This window comes from Aurantimonas manganoxydans SI85-9A1 (genome assembly GCF_000153465.1).
In the GTDB taxonomy this organism is placed as follows: domain Bacteria; phylum Pseudomonadota; class Alphaproteobacteria; order Rhizobiales; family Rhizobiaceae; genus Aurantimonas; species Aurantimonas manganoxydans.
The window spans coordinates 1,193,649-1,210,558 of the sequence record NZ_CH672387.1 but is presented as its reverse complement, the minus strand read 5'-3'; the positions used below and the strand labels follow the sequence as shown (position 1 = coordinate 1,210,558).

At 68.9% G+C, this 16,910-nt stretch carries 12 protein-coding genes; 9 read left to right on the top strand and 3 right to left on the bottom strand.

What is annotated here, in order from left to right:
* The first annotated feature begins 62 nt into the window (after positions 1-62).
* Positions 63-635, top strand: a complete 573-nt coding sequence (locus SI859A1_RS20205; protein ID WP_050767449.1) for a DUF5330 domain-containing protein — start codon at positions 63-65, stop codon at positions 633-635.
* A 110-nt stretch (positions 636-745) separates the two neighbouring features.
* On the top strand, positions 746-1,168 hold the full coding sequence (locus tag SI859A1_RS05640; RefSeq protein WP_009208881.1) for a SufE family protein: 423 nt from the start codon (positions 746-748) through the stop codon (positions 1,166-1,168).
* Positions 1,169-1,221: 53 nt separating this feature from the next.
* Here the strand turns inward: SI859A1_RS05640 and SI859A1_RS20200 are convergent, their stop codons facing one another.
* A complete protein-coding gene (locus tag SI859A1_RS20200; protein ID WP_161600107.1) occupies positions 1,222-2,112 on the bottom strand; it encodes a DUF6456 domain-containing protein in 891 nt (296 codons plus the stop codon).
* 283 nt (positions 2,113-2,395) lie between these two features.
* On the opposite strand from SI859A1_RS20200, the gene SI859A1_RS05630 reads away from it, so the two are divergent.
* The 7 genes from SI859A1_RS05630 to SI859A1_RS05600 all read left to right on the top strand — a co-directional run bounded on the left by SI859A1_RS05630 (position 2,396) and on the right by SI859A1_RS05600 (position 9,133).
* Positions 2,396-2,824, top strand: coding sequence for a hypothetical protein (locus SI859A1_RS05630; protein WP_148233751.1), 429 nt, complete (start codon positions 2,396-2,398; stop codon positions 2,822-2,824).
* A gap of 190 nt (positions 2,825-3,014) precedes the next feature.
* On the top strand, positions 3,015-4,400 hold the full coding sequence (locus tag SI859A1_RS05625) for an ABC transporter substrate-binding protein (RefSeq protein WP_009208879.1): 1,386 nt from the start codon (positions 3,015-3,017) through the stop codon (positions 4,398-4,400).
* Positions 4,401-4,436: 36 nt separating this feature from the next.
* On the top strand, positions 4,437-5,660 hold the full coding sequence (locus SI859A1_RS05620; RefSeq protein ID WP_040326324.1) for an ABC transporter substrate-binding protein: 1,224 nt from the start codon (positions 4,437-4,439) through the stop codon (positions 5,658-5,660).
* An 84-nt stretch (positions 5,661-5,744) separates the two neighbouring features.
* On the top strand, positions 5,745-6,509 hold the full coding sequence (locus SI859A1_RS05615) for an ABC transporter ATP-binding protein (protein WP_009208877.1): 765 nt from the start codon (positions 5,745-5,747) through the stop codon (positions 6,507-6,509).
* Positions 6,502-7,230, top strand: a complete 729-nt coding sequence (locus SI859A1_RS05610; protein WP_009208876.1) for an ABC transporter ATP-binding protein — start codon at positions 6,502-6,504, stop codon at positions 7,228-7,230. The genes SI859A1_RS05615 and SI859A1_RS05610 overlap by 8 nt, the downstream gene beginning before the upstream one ends.
* A gap of 6 nt (positions 7,231-7,236) precedes the next feature.
* On the top strand, positions 7,237-8,124 hold the full coding sequence (locus SI859A1_RS05605) for a branched-chain amino acid ABC transporter permease (protein WP_009208875.1): 888 nt from the start codon (positions 7,237-7,239) through the stop codon (positions 8,122-8,124).
* Between the two features lies 1 nt (position 8,125).
* Complete coding sequence (locus SI859A1_RS05600; protein ID WP_009208874.1) at positions 8,126-9,133, top strand: branched-chain amino acid ABC transporter permease; 1,008 nt, start codon at positions 8,126-8,128, stop codon at positions 9,131-9,133.
* Positions 9,134-9,282: 149 nt separating this feature from the next.
* On the opposite strand, the gene pbpC is transcribed toward SI859A1_RS05600, so the two are convergent.
* Both pbpC and SI859A1_RS05590 read right to left on the bottom strand, forming a co-directional pair.
* Positions 9,283-11,352 carry a penicillin-binding protein 1C gene (gene pbpC, locus SI859A1_RS05595; protein WP_009208873.1) on the bottom strand — a complete coding sequence of 690 codons (2,070 nt, stop codon included), beginning with the start codon at positions 11,350-11,352 and terminating at the stop codon, positions 9,283-9,285.
* A gap of 45 nt (positions 11,353-11,397) precedes the next feature.
* Positions 11,398-16,812 (bottom strand): alpha-2-macroglobulin family protein, encoded by a 5,415-nt coding sequence (locus tag SI859A1_RS05590; RefSeq protein WP_244400916.1) that lies wholly within the window; start codon positions 16,810-16,812, stop codon positions 11,398-11,400.
* Between the last annotated feature and the right edge of the window lie 98 nt (positions 16,813-16,910).

Below are 16,910 nucleotides of genomic sequence, written 5' to 3'. Positions count from 1 at the left end.
GCGCTTATCGAACGACCGGTCGACCAGGACCGGATGCATGCTCTGCCATTTCGGGGATTGAAATGATCCGCTTCATCATCAGATCGGCCTTCCTGCTCGGCCTCGTCGCGCTGTTCCTGCCCAGCGGCCAGAACGACGGCGACGACGCAGCGACCGGCATCGATCCCTTCACCGCCATGATGGGAGCGCAGGCTGCGATCGCCGACATCTGGGGCTTCTGCGACCGGGCCCCCGCCGCCTGCTCGGCCGGTGGCGATCTGGTGCAGTTCGCCGGCGACCGGATAGGCGACGGCTTCGCCCTCGCCTATCGCACGATCCAGGGTCAGTCCGGCGAGCCGGCCACCACCGACATCGCCGCCGTAAAGGCGCCGGCGCCGCAGCACCCCGTTCCGGCCAGCGCGATCCCGGCCGGCAGCCGCCCGGACGACATCGTCACCGGTGCCGTGGCGCAGGTTCTGGAACTCGCCCGCCCGGCAACGCCCGGCCGCACCGCAAAGCCGGCCACCACCACCTTCGCCATGCCGGCGTTGGAGGAGACCCGGACGGTCGCCAGCCAGCCGCGTCCCGACGCCGCCGTGCCCGCCGCCGCGACGCCGGCCCGTCTGCCGATCCCGCAGCCCGCGCCGCGCGCCTGACGCCCTTCCTCCAAGATCGCATCCCCGCCCGGGCCTGACATCGCCGCCTGCTGACCTTATATCGCGACGAGAGCGGTCCCACGGCCGTATCGGGCCAGACCGGAGGCGGAATGCAGACGATCGAAGACATCACGGCGGATTTCGAATATCTCGACGACTGGGAAGACCGGTATCGTTACCTGATCGAGCTCGGCCGCGCCCTGCCGCCGATGCCCGAAGGCTCCCAGACCGAGGAGAGCAAGGTCCGCGGCTGCGCCAGCCAGGTCTGGCTGGTCAGCGAATCCGACACGGCCAATCCGCCGCACCTGACCTTCCTGGGGGATTCCGACGCCCATATCGTGCGCGGTCTCGTCGCCGTGGCGCTCGCCTTGTTTTCCGGCAAGACGGCGCCGGAGATCCTCGAAGCGGATGCCGAGGCGACCTTCCTGCGTCTGGGCCTCAAGGATCATCTCAGCCCGCAGCGCTCCAACGGCCTGCGCTCCATGGTGGCGCGGATCAAGGACGACGCCCGGCAGGCCCTCGCCGCCGCCTGAGACGTGCGTCGTCGCGGACGGCCCCTGCCGCGACCGCAACGGCCCCGCATCCCTCACCCATCCGCCGGCTGATCGCCGCCACCTTGCGCGCCGCCGATAGTCGGGCGCGAATCGGCGGTCCCCCACCGGCGAATGCGCCCCTCGCGGTGGCCCGCCTGCCGATCCAGCCCGTAATGCCGCGCCAGAACGCCGAGCCCGGCCTTCAACAGAAGCTTGGCGGAGCGAACCGGCCATTGCCGCTCCCGCTCGATCGTTTCCAGCCCCTTCAGGAAACAGCAGAAGTCGAGCAGCACGCCGGAGAGTTCCGGCCCGACCGCGCCGATCGCCGCGTCCACCCGCCGCCGCGCGTCGATCGCCGAGTCCGAGACGTCCCCGCCACCGCGGCTGCCCTGCCCGCGCGGCTGCGCGTCCCAGCGCTGGCTGATGCCCGGCATCAGTTGGCCACGGGTGAAATGGCCACGCAACCGCTCGCCGGCCTCGACCTCCTGTGCCGTCAGAAACGCCGCGCCGTCCCGGCCCCTGCGCCTGGCGAGGCGCGCCAGCGGCGATTCGTCGTCGTTGAACGCCGCCTCTCCGCGTCCGCTGCCGCGCTGGAGAGCGGCCCGGATCGCCGTGCCCAGCCGCTCCAGCCGTTCGATCACCGCGTCGAATTCGGCATCGTCCCGCCGATCCTCGATCCGCCGCACCGCATAGGCGATCGTGGTGCGGTCGCGGCCGAACGGCCCGGCCATGCCGGTCAGCGGAATCTGGAAGACCACATGGGCGAGATACATCGCCACATGGCGCGCCTCGCAGATCGGCGCGATGGCCCGGGTCGGCCGGTCGATGTCGCAGACCGGCACGTCGAGAAAGGTGCTGGCGATCTCCCGCGCCAGACGGCAGCCGAGCCGCGTGTCGATCGGCGGAACGCCGTCGCGGGCGGGCTGCAAGTCGATTGGCGCCACCGCCGGGACGCCCGGCAGGCCGCCCCTGTTTGACGAAATGTCTCCGCTTCTGGCCGGGATCTGATCCTGCATCGCTGCCTCCAGTGTTTCGGGATCTCCCCCGTTCTTAGGCCAGACGGGATCGATTGTGGAAATTATTCCTATCTTGTCGCACCCGACCTCAGCCGCCGGATTGACCGTTCAGGCCGTAACACTGGTCTTCGGGCAAAACCGCACAGGAATTTTTTCCCCGCCATCGCGCAGGCACCTCAGGCTCATGCGGACATCCGTGGAGGACATCCGCATGACCCCATCCTTCGACCGCCCGGCGTCGCAGCGTCGGCTCGAGGCGGCCGCCCGCAGCTACGTCGCGGCGCGCCGGCGAGGCGCTGCGGACCGCGCCGCCCGACGTCAGCTCGCGGCGTTGCTGCGGCCGTTCGCGCCCCCATCGGCCTCGCTCGACGCAGCGATCGCGGCCGACGAGCCGAGCCTCATTCCCGAGGGGCAGCGACAGGAGATACTGTCGCGTCTGGCCGCCGAGCTTCGCCATCTGGCGCTTCTCGCGCGGCGAGGCCACCGCGCCTACGACCTCAACCGCCATCTGAACGCAAAGCGACTGGCGCGCTGGCTCGGCGGCGCCGAGAGATGGCTTCCCGGTCCCGCTGCGCCCGGTTCCGGCCGCGCGGCGAACGCCCGGTTTCGCCGTGCCCGCCGGTGCCGATCCGTGCCCTAGAGGAAGGCCCCGACAGACAAAAACCCAACGTTCGCAACACAGATCGCCGCGATACTAAGCCTCGCGTAGTATAGCTTGACACCCTACCGATGGCTGGCCACAACATCGGACCTGTTCTTGATCGGGTGACTCACCGGGCACCGGCCCTGGGGCCCGATCGAAAGCGAACGATCTGGGAGGATCACCGAATATGCAGAGTTTCACGCGCCTGCTGCTGGCCGGCACCGCCGCGGCCGCCGTTCTCGTACCGGCGACCGTCAGCGCACAGGAAGTGTCCAACGACGTCGTCAAGGTCGGCATTCTCAACGACCAGTCGGGCGTCTACGCCGATTTCGGCGGCAAATGGTCGGTCGAGGCCGCCAAGATGGCGATCGAGGATTTCGGCGGCACGGTTCTCGGCAAGCCGATCGAGATGGTCTCCGCCGACCATCAGAACAAGGCTGACATCGCCTCCAACATCGCCCGCGAATGGTACGACGTCGACAATGTTGACGCGATCATGGAGCTGACCACCTCGTCGGTCGCGCTGGCGGTCCAGGGCCTGTCCCGCGAAAAAGAGAAAATCACGATCACCACCGGCGCGGCGACCACCGAGCTGACCGGCGGCCAGTGCAGCCCTTACGGCTTCCACTGGGCCTATGACACCCACGCTCTGGCGGTCGGCACCGGCGGCGCGCTGGTCAAGGCCGGCGGCGACACTTGGTTCTTCCTCACCGCCGACTATGCGTTCGGCTATTCCCTCGAGGAGCAGACCGGCAATTTCGTCAAGGAGAATGGCGGCGAGGTCCTCGGCGCGGTCCGCCATCCGCTCGGCACCACCGACTTCTCCTCCTTCCTGCTCCAGGCCCAGAGCTCGGGCGCCAAGGTCATCGGCCTTGCCAATGCCGGCCTCGACACCGCCAGCGCCATCAAGGGCGCCGCTGAGTTCGGCATCGTCCAGGCCGGCCAGCAGCTCGCCGGCCTGCTCTTCACCATCGCCGAAGTCCACGGCCTCGGCCTCCAGGCCGCACAGGGCCTGAACCTCACCGAAGGCTGGTACTGGGATCAGAGCGACGAGAACCGCGAGTTCGCCAAGCGCTTCATGGAGCGCACCCAGCGCATGCCGAACATGATCCAGGTCGGCACCTACTCGGCCGTCACCCAGTATCTGAAGGCCGTCGAGGCGGCCGGCACCGATGCCACCGACGCCGTCGCCGAGAAGATGCACGAGCTGCCGGTCGAGGACGTCTTCGCCAAGAAGGGCACCGTTCAGGAGAACGGTCGCATGGTCTACGACATGTACCTCTTCCAGGTGAAGGCGCCGGACGACTCCACCCAGCCGTGGGATTACTACAACGAGATCTCCACCGTGCCGGGCAACGAGGCCTTCCTATCGGTCGAGGATTCGGGGTGCGATCGTCGCCAGCTTCCCCAAGTAGGACGAACACGGGAACGGGGGGGGCGCCGCGGGTGTACGCCCCCGTTCCGCTTTCTGGCCGGCTGCCCGATTCCGGGACAAGTGCCTGAAGTTTCGGCTTGCAGTCATGGGGTTTGGCCGATCCAATGCAGTTGCGCGGCAGCCGTCACGGGGAGGTGACGACCGCGTTCCAAGGGAGGAATCGCTTTGATGACCATGAAGACCAGTCTCGTCGCCCTGTGCGCTGCCGGCGTCGCGGCCACCGCTGCCCTTCCCGCCGCGGCCCAGGAGATTTCCGACGACGTCGTGAAGATCGGCATCCTGAACGACCGCTCCGGCGTCTATGCCGACACGGCGGGCGAAGGCTCCGTCGTCGGCGCCCGCCTCGCGGTCGAGGATTTCGGCGGCACGGTTCTCGGCAAGCCGATCGAGATCGTCTCGGCCGACCACCAGAACAAGGCCGACATCGGCTCCAACATCGCCCGCGAATGGTACGACACCCAGAATGTCGACGCGATCATGGACCTCACCACGTCCTCCGTGGCCCTCGCGGTCCAGGGCCTGTCGCGTGAGAAGAAGAAGATCACCATGACCACCGGCGGCGGCTCGACCGAGATCGCCGGCGGCCAGTGCAGCCCCTACGGCTTCCACTGGGCCTACAACACCCGCGCCCTGTCCCAGGGCACGGCCGGCTCGCTGGTCAAGAACGGCGACGACAGCTGGTACTTCGTCACGGCCGACTACACCTTCGGCGATTCGCTCCAGGGCGAGGCCACCAAGGTGATCGAGGCCAATGGCGGCGAAGTGCTCGGCGCCGTGCGCCATCCGCTCTCCACCACCGACTATTCCTCCTTCATGCTGCAGGCGCAGAGTTCCGGCGCCAAGGTCGTCGGCTTCGCCAATGCCGGCCTCGACACGGCGAACGCCGTCAAGGCCGCCACCGAGTTCGGCCTCGTCCAGTCCGGCCAGAAGCTCGCCGCGCTGCTCTTCACCCTGGCCGAGGTCAACGGCCTCGGCGTCGAGGCGGCCCAGGGCCTGAACCTCACCGAGGGCTGGTACTGGGACCAGAGCGACGAGAACCGCGAATTCGCCGACCGCTACATGAAGGCCTTCGGCAAGATGCCGAACATGATCCATGTCGGCACCTATTCCGCGGTCCTGCAGTATCTGAAGGCCATCGAGGCCGCCGGCACCGACGAGACCGAGGCGGTCGCCGCCAAGCTGCACGAAATGCCGGTCGAGGATCTCTTCGCCAAGAACGGCAAGGTCCTGGAGAACGGGCGCATGGTCTATGACATGTACCTGTTCGAGGTGAAGACGCCGGAGGAATCCACCGGCCCCTGGGACCTCTACAAGGAGGTCGCCACCGTTCCCGGCGACGAGGCCTACGGCACAGTCGAGGAAAGCGGCTGCGACGTCTCGTCCTTCCCCAAGGGTTGATCTGACAGCGGACGCCGGCCGGCCATGCGGGCCGGCGTCCATCCCGGCAATGCGTTTTAACGCCGACAGGAGTACCCCGCGCCGATGAGCGTATCCCCGCAAGAGGCGATTCTGTCCGCCCGCGGCCTGACCAAGGAATTCTTTGGCTTTACCGCCGTCAATTCCGTCGATCTCGACGTGCGCGAAAACACCATCCACGCGCTCATCGGTCCCAACGGGGCCGGCAAGACGACGGTCTTCAACCTTCTCACCAAGTTCCTGACACCGACATCGGGCACCATTACCTTCCGCGGCAAGGACATCACCAAGGTCAAGCCGGCCGACGTCGCCCGGCTCGGGCTGGTGCGCTCGTTCCAGATCTCGGCGGTGTTCCCGCATCTGACGGTGCTCGACAATGTCCGCGTGGCGCTGCAGCGCAAGGCGCATCTCGGCACGCAGTTCTGGCGCTCCAGCCGGGTGCTGCACACGCTCGACGATCGCGCCCACGAGCTGATCGAGGCGGTCGGCCTCGCCGAATACGCCAATCTGGATGCCGCCGAACTCTCCTACGGCCGCAAGCGCGCTTTGGAGATCGCCACCACCCTCGCCCTCGACCCGCCGGTGCTGCTCTTCGACGAGCCCATGGCCGGCATGGGCATCGAGGACATCGGCCGCATCTCGGCCCTGATCAAGCGCATCGCCAGGGACCGCACCGTGGTGATGGTCGAACACAACCTCAACGTCGTGGCGGATCTCTGCGACTACGTCACCGTCCTGGCGCGCGGCGAGATTCTCGCCGAAGGCGACTACGAGACGGTGAGTTCCGATGCGCGCGTGCGTGAAGCCTATATGGGAAGCGAAGATGATTGAGGCCCCGGGCCGCCCGCAGGGCCCTGCCCTTCTCGAGGTGCGCGATCTGCACGGATGGTACGGCGAAAGTCACGTCCTGCACGGCGTCTCGCTGGATCTGCACGAAGGCGAGACGATCACGCTGGTCGGCCGCAACGGCGCCGGCAAGACGACCACCCTGCGCGCCATCATGAACCTTCTGCCGAGACGCGAGGGATTGATCCGCATCGCCGGCGCCGACATGATGAAGGTGCCGGTCCACCGCACCGCCTATTCGGGCATCGGCTACGTACCGGAAGAACGCGGCATCTTCGCCACGCTGACGGTCTCCGAGAACCTCATGCTGCCGCCCACCGTGGCGCCCGGCGGCATGAGCATCGAGGAGATCTACGACCTTTTCCCCAACCTTGCCGAACGCCGCGACTCGCCGGGCACCAAGCTGTCCGGCGGCGAGCAGCAGATGCTGGCCATCGCCCGCATCCTGCGCACCGGCGTCAAGATCATCCTTCTCGACGAGCCCACCGAAGGGCTCGCCCCCGTCATCATCCAGCGCATCGGCGACGTGCTGATGGAGCTCAAGAAGAAGGGCATGACGCTGCTTCTCGTGGAACAGAACTTCCGCTTTGCCCGCAAGGTCGCGGACCGCTTCTTCCTGATGGAGGACGGCCACATCCTGGAGAGCTTCCCGACCTCCGAACTCGATGCCCGGATGGACCGGCTGCACGAAGTGGTGGGAGTGTAACGCGCCATGACCATGATCTTCGGCATTCCGCTCCCGGCGCTGCTCGGCCAGTTGCTGATCGGCTTCATCAACGGCTCGTTCTACGCCCTTCTGAGCCTCGGCCTCGCGGTCATCTTCGGCCTCCTGCGGGTCATCAACTTCGCCCATGGCGCCCAGTACATGCTCGGCGCCTTCACCGCCTATCTGGTGCTGGCCTATACCGGCCTCGGCTTCTGGCCGGCGCTGATCGTCGCCCCGCTCATCGTCGCCATGCTCTCGGCGGTGATCGAGCGCACCATGCTGTCGCGGCTCTACGACCTCGACCATCTCTACGGCCTGCTCTTCACCTTCGGCCTGGCGCTGATCATCGAGGGCACTTTCCGCTATTATTTCGGCGCGGCGGGCAATCCCTATCCGACGCCGGCGCTCCTGGCCGGCGGCACCAATCTCGGCTTCATGTTCATGCCGAACTATCGCGGCTTCGTCGTCGTCGCCTCGCTGGTCATCTGCATCTCCACCTGGCTGCTGATCGAGAAGACCCGGCTCGGCGCCTATCTGCGGGCCGCGACCGAGAACCCGCAGCTCGTCCAGGCCTTCGGCGTCAACGTGCCGCTGCTTCTCACCCTGACCTATGCGCTCGGCGCCGGTCTCGCCGGCCTCGCCGGCGTCCTGGCCGCGCCGATCTACCAGGTCAGCCCGCTGATGGGCTCCAACCTCATCATCATCGTCTTCGCCGTGGTGGTGATCGGCGGCATGGGCTCGATCCTCGGCGCCATCATCTCCGGCTACATGCTGGGCATCCTCGAGGGCCTCACCAAGGTGTTCTATCCCGAAGCCTCGAACATCGTCGTCTTCGTCATCATGGCGATCGTGCTCATGATCCGGCCCGCCGGCCTGTTCGGGAAGGAGGCGTGACATGACCAGCCTGGATCACACCAGCGAGATCCGCACCGAGGGGACCGACGGCACCGCCGTCGCTTCCGGCCGCAAGCCCGGCCAGCGCGACCTGTCGACCATCGGCTTCGTCCTCGCCGGCATCGCCGTTGTCGGCCTGCTCGTCGCGCCGTTCTACGTCTATCCGGTCTTCATCATGAGCGTGCTCTGCTTCGCGCTCTTTGCGACCGCCTTCAACCTCTTGCTCGGCTATGTCGGGCTCCTGTCCTTCGGCCATGCCGCCTTCTTCGGCGGCGCGGCCTACTTCACCGCGCACGCCGCCAAGGTCTGGGGCTGGGAGCCGCTCTCGGCGATCCTGCTGGGCGCCGGCGGTGCCGGCCTGATCGGCCTTCTGGTCGGCTATCTCGCCATCCGCCGCCAGGGCATCTACTTCGCCATGGTCACGCTGGCACTGTCGCAGATGATCTTCTTCATCTTCCTGCAGGCACCCTTCACCCATGGCGAGGACGGCATCCAGGGCGTACCGCGCGGCTATCTGCTGGGCGTCGTCAATCTCAACGACCCGCTCAACATCTACTATTTCGTCCTGGCGATCTTCCTGTTCGGCTTCTTCGCCGTCTGGCGCATCGTCCATTCGCCCTTCGGCCACGTGCTGAAGGCGATCCGCGAAAACGAGAACCGCACCATCTCGCTGGGCTACAGGGTCGAGCGCTACAAGCTCGGCGCCTTCGTCATGTCGGCCGCCATTGCCGGCCTCGCCGGCTCCACCAAGGCCATCGTCTTCCAGATCGCGACGCTGACCGACGTGGCCTGGCAGATGTCCGGCGAGGTCGTGCTGATGACCCTCCTCGGCGGCATGGGCACGATCTTCGGACCGGCGATCGGTGCCGCCCTCGTCGTCACCATGCAGCATTATTTCGCTTCGATGGATTTCCCGGTCACCGTGATGATCGGCATCATCTTCGTCCTCTGCGTGCTGCTCTTCCGCCGCGGCATCGTCGGCGAGGCCATCCGCCTCATCCGCCGATAGCGACAAACACCCAGCGGGGCCGGCCATCGCGCCGCCCCGCTGGCGTGACCGCCACATCCGGCATCATCTTCCGGCTGCCAGCACGCGCAGAACGCTGCCCGCCGACCCCCCGCCGGTGTCTCGCCGCTCAGGGCCACGCCGGCCCCGTCTCAGTCGAGAAACACCCGCGAGCGCGCCGCGGCGCCCATCGCATCCACCACCGAGATATCGACGAAGCCCGGCTCCAACGGCTGCCAGCGCGCCTGCCGCTGCAGCGCGTCGCGGGCCACGGGGCGGCCGTCCACATACCAGGTGAAGGGCGGCTGGCCGTTCCTCACCTTCAGGAACAGCTCGCTCCCGGCGCCCGAGACGAGCCCCAGTTCCACCTTTGCCGCATCCGGCGGAAACACGATCTCCGGCTTCAGCCCGCTCTGGGCGAGATCCGCGGCCCGGCCGACCCGGCGCATAGGCGGCGGCAGTCCGCCGCCGGCCGAGGCGAGGATGCCCGGCGGCGGACCGGCGAGCCGCGTCACCGGCCCGATCCGCGCAAACACGTCGCGCATCACCGGCACGGCGGAATCCTGGCCGACGAGCCCGGCCACCGGCGCCCCGTCCGGCCGTCCCAGCCACACGCCCACCACGTGCCGCCCGTCATAGGCGATGGTCCAGGCGTCGCGGTAGCCATAGGAGGTGCCGGTCTTGTAGGCGATCTCGCCGGGCGAGCCCTTGGTGGTGGTCGAGGCGCCGGCGAGGATCGAGGTCACGTACCACGCCGCCTGCGGCGAGAGGATGCGCTTGCCCATCGCCGGCTCGGCGCTCCGCTCCACATGCAGCGGCATGGCAACGCCGCCATTGGCGAGCCCGCCATAGATCCGCACCAGATCCTCCAGCGTCAGCCCCAGCCCGCCGAGACCGATGGCCAGCCCCGGCAGCGACCGGTCGCCGAGCTCGGGCACGGCGCCCGCCCGCCGCATGCGATAGACCAGCCGCGATGGCCCGACCGCCCCGAGCAGCTCCACCGCCGGCAGGTTGCGCGACAGTTGCAGCGCCCGCCGCGCCGTGATCACCCCCTCGAACTCCCGGTCGAAATTCTGCGGCGTATAGCCGGCGAAGCCCCCGGGTGAATCGTCGACGAGGCTCTCGGGATGGGCGATTCCGCGCTCGAAGGCGAGGCCGTAGATCAGCGGCTTCAGCGTCGAGCCCGGCGAGCGCGTCGCCCGCGTCAGATCGACGAAGCCCTGGCGCTCGCGGTCGAAGAGGTCGGGTGAGCCGACCTGCGCCAGCACCTCACCCGTCGCCGCATCCGCCACCAGCAGGGCCAGGCTCACCGGCTTCTTCAGGCCTTGCGCCTTCTGGCGCGCATAATCCTCCAGCCGCGCCTGCAGGGCCTTGTCGATGGTCAGGTCGATCCGCGCCGCCTCCGGCTTTGCCTGGTGCAGCCGGGCCGAGGCATGGGCGGCGAGCATCGGCAACGCCCGGCGGCCGGTCGGCATCGCCTCGCGCATGGCGCGCTCCGCCTCGCGGTCGCTGATCAGCCCCAGCGTCGCCATCCGCGCAATCACCCGGTCCCGGGCCGCCTTGGCACGGTCCGGAAACCGGTCCGGCCGATAGCGTTCGGGCGATTGTGGCAGCGCCACCAGCAGCGCGGCTTCCGCCGCCGTCAGCCGCTTCGGCTCTTTCCCGAAGAAGCTGAGCGCCGCTGCCCGCACGCCCTCCAGATTGCCGCCATAGGGGGCGAGCTGCAGATAAAGCGACAGGATCTCGGCCTTGGTCCGGCTGCGCTCCAGCGCAAGCGCGAAGAGGATCTGCTCGGCCTTGGCGGCGAGACTGCCCGTCGGCAGGCGGCCCAGCAGCCGCGCCACCTGCATGGTCAGCGTCGAACCACCGGACACGACCCGCCGTTCGGCCAGCGACTGCCACGCCGCCCGCACGAAGGCGACCGGATCGACGCCGCCATGCTCGGCAAAGCGCCTGTCCTCCCAGGCGACCAGCATTTCCAGATAGCGCGGATCGACGTCGCCGGCCCCGGCGGCCAGCCGCCAGCGCCCGTCATCATTGGCAAAGGCCCGCAGCAACGCTCCGTCGCGGTCGCGCACCTCCACCCCGGTCGTCGGGATCTCGATGACGGCGATGCGCGCCGTCACCGCCCGCTCGAAGGCCGAATAGCCGGCGCCGAGGATCGCGATCGCCAGCAGGAGGCCGAGCAGCCCCAGTTGCGCCAGACGGCGCCGCGCCGACATTAGCTCATCTCCCTGACGCGGAGGCCTGCCGGATCGCGCCCGGCCTCACCGCAGCGGACCGATCACCGAGACGTTCGCCTCGTCGGTGCGCCCGCGTCGGCTCGGATCGTACATGTTCTGCACCAGCGCCGCCGGGTGGACGAACTCGCCCGGCGAGACCGCCCGCACGATATAGGCGAAGCGCCTCGTGGCCGTGTCGCCGTCGCCTTGGTCGATCGCCGCCAGGAAGCGCTCGGCCCGGAACTCCGTATGCGCCGCCTCGCCGGTCAGCTGCAGCCAGTCCAGCGCCGCCACGTCGCCGCCGCGCAGGATCGCCGGATTGTCGATCTCGAAGCCCGCCGGCAGCGAGTCGTCGACCATCAGCCGTGCCGGTCCCGAATCGAGCAGCGTCACCTCCAGCACCGTGACCAGCCGCTCGCCCTGCCCGATGGCCGACGGATCGGCCGGATCGCCGTCCAGCGTGTAATAGCGCCGGTCGATCGCATAGCCGTCCGATTGCGCCGCCGGCGCGAACTCCGGCACGCCGCGCAGGGTGATTTCGGCCCGCACCGGCTCTGCCGCGCGGTTGGCGATGTCCAGACCGCCGCTGATGTCGGCGGCCGTGAAGGCCGCCGCATACGGCCCGTCCACGTCGCGCCCGCCCACCGTCAGCTTGGGCAGGCTGCGGTCGAGCAGCGCATGCGCCGCCAGCAGCGACCAGGAATCCTCCTGCGTGCTGGTGAAGCGCTGGGTCCGCCGGGCATCGTTCACCTGCCGCACCAGCCCGTCGAAGGAGACCCCGTCGATCGCCGTCTCCAGTCCCAGTGTCAGGATCGCCGCGTCGTCGCGCAGCGGCGTGCCGTAATCGCCCCGCTGCGAATTCAGCAGCGGCGAGCCGATCGCGTCGTCGACCGCGGCGCGGAACACCCGCTCGGCCCGCACCCGGTCGCCATAGAGCGCCAGCGCCGCGCCGATCTGGGCCTTGGCGAGCGGCGTCCTGAAGTTCGCCAGCTCGTTGTCGGCGTAATAGCGCAGGTCGCCGATCGCCGCCCGGCCGTTGCGCGCCAGCACATAGCTCGCATAGGCCACCGGCCCGAAGTCGGGCGCGTCCGGCAGATAGGCGAGGCTGTTGCGCAGATTGTCGATGGCGAGGTTGAAGCCTTGTTCGGGCACCGTGTAGCCGGCCTCGCGGGCCCGCGTCAGGAAGTCCGTCACATAAGCGTCGAGCCAGAGGTCGCCGTAATCGGGCCGCCAGAGGCCGAAACTGCCGCTTGACGACTGGTTGGCCAAGACGCCCGCAACGGCGCCGTCGACCCGCGTCTTCACGTCCTCGACCCGGTTCAGCCCGGCGGCGAGGATGGTCGGCTCCAGATAGACCAGCGGCATTGCCCGGCTGGTGATCTGCTCGGTGCAGCCATAGGGATAGACGTCGAGCGCCCGTACCACGCCGGCCACGTCGAACTCTGCCGCCCCGGTGACGCTCAGCGTCGCGGTGGCCGTGCCCGGCAGGAAGTCGGCGAACAGGCCGCGGTCGAAATCGAAGCGCCCGCCATTCGCCGCCAGGGTCACGGCGCTCTTGTCGACGGTCTCCGGCGCGATCGAGCGCACCGGCAGCGTGACGCGCTTCGACAGGATGTCGCCATTCGGCAGCGTCAGCGCCACCTCCAGCGTGCCGTCGCCGACCGCCGCGCCGGTCACCGGCATCAGGAAGGTCTCGCGGCGGCCCTCCACCAGATCGAAGCGCCGCGGCGCGGTGTCGTCGAAGGCGACGATCCCCTCCGCGCCCGATACGGCCAGGCTGGCCGCGCCGGTCGGTCCCTCGACATGGGTCACGTCGATGGCGATGCGCGAACGGTCGCCCGGCGCCAGGAAGCGCGGCTGGTTGACCGCGATCACCACCGGGTCGCGCACAACCATGGAAGCATTGGCCTCGCCCACCCCGGTCTTAGACCAGGCCAGCGCCATCAGTTTCAGCGTGCCGTTGAAGTCGGGAATGTCCAGCGGCACCGCCACGGTCCCGTCCGCGCCGACCGTCACCACGCCGGAGAACAGCGCGACCAGCGCTTCCATCGGCGGCGGGCTGTCATAACTCGCCCCGGCGTCGCCGCCCGAGCGCACGCTGCCCGGCGCGCCCTGCATGCGGTCGATCAGCTTGGAATAGAGGTCGCGGATGTCGACGCCGAGGCGCCGCTTGCCGAAATAATGGCCGCTCAGCGACGGCGGCTGGAAGCCGGTGATGTTGAGGATGCCCTCGTCCACCGCCGCCAGCGTCAGATAGGCGGTCTCGCCCGCCACGACGCCGTCGACCGAAACCTCCACTGTCATCCGCTGCCGCGGCTCGGTCTTTTCGGGCGCCGCGATGGCGACCTGCAGCGCCCGCTCGCCCGGATCGACCTCGGCATGGGCCAGCCCGATCGCCCGGCCCGGCATCCGCTTCTGGTCGAGATCCATCGGCCGATAGACGATCGCCGCGATATAGGCGCCCGGCCCCCAGTCGCGGGTCACCGGCAGTTCCACCGTGCCGCCCTCGGCAGCGATCTCGGCGGTCTGCCGCGTGATCACGCGCTCGTCCATCACCAGGACTTCGGCGGTTCCGGCAAAGCGCGGCTCGATCCGCACGACGGCCGTATCGCCGATCCTGTAGCGCGGCTTGTCCAGCGACACCCGCGCCATGTCCGGCGTGTCGAGCGCGGCGGCCGCCACGTACCAGCCCGCCTCGAAGCCGGCGCTCGCCGGCACCGCCGCACCGGACGGATCGCTCAGCACCAGCTCGTATTCGCCCCATTCCACCGGCAGCGACAGGGCTGCCGGCGCCTCGGTCCCGACATCGACCGTGCCGCTGGCAACGCGCTCCGTGCTGCGGACCGGCTCGTAGTTCCAGTTGCCCCCCGTCGCGTACCACTGGAAGCGGGTGTTCACCTTGTTGAGGACCCAGTCGACGCCAGCCTGCGCCATGCGCGCGCCGTCGGCATCGATGGCGATCAGGTCGAAGCCGGCCTCCGCCCCCTCGCCCACCGTCCCGTCGAAACGCGGCTTGATGCCGAGACGCGGCTTGGCGCCGGCCAGCGGCAGGTCCAGCCTGCGCTCCACCGGCCGTCCGCCGGTATCGATCACCCGCACCTGCAGCGCGGCGGTCACCGGCTTGGTGGTCGCCGGCGCGGGGAACGGGTCGAGCCCGATCGTCGCGTCGCCCGCTTCGTCGGTCTGCGCGCCATTGAAGGGCTGGCGCAGCGCCGTCGTCTCGTCGCCGGCCAGCCCGAAGCGATAGCCCGGATAGGCATCGAGACTGTCGGTCGCCGTCAGCACCGCCTCGCCGCCGACCTCCAGCCCGCCGGCCGGGGCGCCGAAAAGGTAGCGCGCCGCCACCGCGATCACCGGCGGCGCATCGGGGTCGAGCGCCTCGGCCTGCGTCGTCAGCTCGAAATCGATCTTCTCCGGCTCGAAATCCTCGACGATCACCGTCGTCTCGGCCAAAGCCGGCTGCTTGGGATCGGTGTGGAGGGCGACCTTCCAGACGCCGCGCATGGCGCCCGCCGGCAGGTCGAGGCCGAAGGCGAAACCGCCGGCACCGGCATCGGCCACCTGCCGCCGCCGATGCTCGACGCCGTCGGGCCGGGTCACGATCTGGGTCATGGTCAGGCCCTCGACCGCCGCGCCCGTGGCGTCGCGCATCGTGCCGGTGAAGAACGCCGTCTCGCCGGTGCGGTAGATGCCACGCTCGGAGGTCAGGAACACGTCCAGCGGCCCGGCCGGCGCCCGGCCGTCCACGCCGCGATCGGTCAGGTCGAAGGGCGTCTGGGTCAGGTCGAGGAAGACGAAGTCGTCTGTCGCCCGCGCCGCCGTCAGAAGCGCCGGCCGGTCGCCGCCGGTGCCGCGCAGAAGACCCGCAGGCAGCCGCGCATGGCCGGCCGCGTCGGTCGTCGCCGTGCCCAGAACCTGGTTGTTGGCGGCCACGAGATCGAGCCTGATCCCGGCCATCGGATCGGCGCGGCCCAGCGAGCGCGCGAAGACATGGAAGCCGTCCTCGGCGGCCAGGCTGGTCAGCCCGATATCGCTGACGACGAACCACTGGGTAGCGAAGCTGTCCTGATATTGCGGGCCATTCTTTGCCTTCGCGGTCAGCACATAGACCCCGGGCTTGATCTCCGGCACGATCTCAGACACCGGGATCGCCGTCGTCACTTCGCCGTTGGTCTCGCGCACCACGCCGACGGTGCCGGTCCACACGTCCTCGCCGGTCTCGGTCGCCACCTCGGTGATCTGCCACTCGGACAATTGCTGCAGCAGCCGCCCGTCGGCGATTGCCCGAGACAGGGCCCGGTCGCCGATCCGCTGCAGCCGCGCCTCGATCTCGTCGGTGTTGATCGTCGTCACCGGGATCGTCGCCTCGCCGCCGGCCGGCAGCACATAGGCATTGGTGGCAAACCGCACCGAGGGGTCGCGGTCGCGCACATAGACGCTCACCTCCGCCGAGCGCGACAGCGTCTCGCCATCGATTGAGCGGATGCCGGGACGCGCGACGATGCGGTAGCGCTCGCCGTGCTTGACGCCATCGATGCAGATCTGCGACCCGCTCGCCGTCACCGGCAGGGTCTCGCCGCCCTCCACCTGCACGAAGTCGCCGGCATTCTCCGAACTGGTCAGCTGGCTCGACAGCGCGTCCGAGAAATTCAGGCAGATGCGCGGGCTGGCCGCGTTGTTGTCGACGCTGTTGTCGACGATGCGGAAACCGTGCGCCGCAACCACCGCGTCGAGCGCCGACCGCACGTCGCCGGTCTCCGCCAGGGCGAGGCTTTCGCGATAGGCCTTGATCGCCTGCTTCCAGTTCTGGGCCGCCTCGTAGGCGCGGGCCAGCGTCGCCAGCGCCGCGGCGCGTTCGTCGTCATGGCCGGCGGTCAGATAGGCGTTGATCGCTCCCGCCTCGCGCAGGCGGTTGTTGGCGGGCTGCTCGCCATATTGCTCGGGCGTGTAGGCGAGCGCTGCATCGGCGATTCCCTGCCAGGCGTAATGCGCCAGCGGCGCGCGCTTCAGCGCTTCCCGCCATGCCCGGATTGCTTGCGGCTGGGTCAGCGCCGTTCGCGCGAGGCCGGCAATCTCCAGCGCACTCGCATCGCCGAACCGGATGCTGCGGTCCTCATTGGCGATCTCCAGCCGCAACTGCCTGGCATCGTCCAGCGTCGCCGCCGACAGGAACGCCAGATCCGCCATGCGCGCCTCGACGCTGTCGGCGTCGATCCCGGCCTCGGCCACCACCTTGCCGGACACGGCTCCGGCCACCGTCCGCAATTCGCCGATCGCCTCCTTCAGGAAGCACCAGCGGCTGTTGGTATTGAGGGTGAAGGCCTGGCAGCGGTCGTCGGCGAGACAGGTCGCGGTGCACTGGTCGAGATCGACATCCTTGAGGATGTCGTAGTCGCGGCCGAAATAATCGGCGCCCTCGGTGGTGATCACCCGGCGCCCGTCTTGCGCAAGGGAAGGCATCAAGGCCTGCCCCGAAGACAGCAATGCGACCGCCAAAACGAAGAAGAGCCTGCCGAAACCGCGCATCGAATGCTTCTCCCCGGCGGACGTCCGCCGGG

Excerpts from the sequence above, each read along its gene's own strand:
- SI859A1_RS20205 (WP_050767449.1), top strand. The coding sequence starts at position 63 with ATGATCCGCTTCATCATCAGATCGGCCTTCCTGCTCGGCCTCGTCGCG.
- SI859A1_RS05640 (WP_009208881.1), top strand. The coding sequence starts at position 746 with ATGCAGACGATCGAAGACATCACGGCGGATTTCGAATATCTCGACGAC.
- SI859A1_RS05630 (WP_148233751.1), top strand. The coding sequence starts at position 2,396 with ATGACCCCATCCTTCGACCGCCCGGCGTCGCAGCGTCGGCTCGAGGCG.
- SI859A1_RS05625 (WP_009208879.1), top strand. The coding sequence starts at position 3,015 with ATGCAGAGTTTCACGCGCCTGCTGCTGGCCGGCACCGCCGCGGCCGCC.
- SI859A1_RS05620 (WP_040326324.1), top strand. The coding sequence starts at position 4,437 with ATGAAGACCAGTCTCGTCGCCCTGTGCGCTGCCGGCGTCGCGGCCACC.
- SI859A1_RS05615 (WP_009208877.1), top strand. The coding sequence starts at position 5,745 with ATGAGCGTATCCCCGCAAGAGGCGATTCTGTCCGCCCGCGGCCTGACC.
- SI859A1_RS05610 (WP_009208876.1), top strand. The coding sequence starts at position 6,502 with ATGATTGAGGCCCCGGGCCGCCCGCAGGGCCCTGCCCTTCTCGAGGTG.
- SI859A1_RS05605 (WP_009208875.1), top strand. The coding sequence starts at position 7,237 with ATGACCATGATCTTCGGCATTCCGCTCCCGGCGCTGCTCGGCCAGTTG.
- SI859A1_RS05600 (WP_009208874.1), top strand. The coding sequence starts at position 8,126 with ATGACCAGCCTGGATCACACCAGCGAGATCCGCACCGAGGGGACCGAC.
- pbpC (WP_009208873.1), bottom strand. The coding sequence starts at position 11,352 with ATGTCGGCGCGGCGCCGTCTGGCGCAACTGGGGCTGCTCGGCCTCCTG.
- SI859A1_RS05590 (WP_244400916.1), bottom strand. The coding sequence starts at position 16,812 with ATGCCTTCCCTTGCGCAAGACGGGCGCCGGGTGATCACCACCGAGGGC.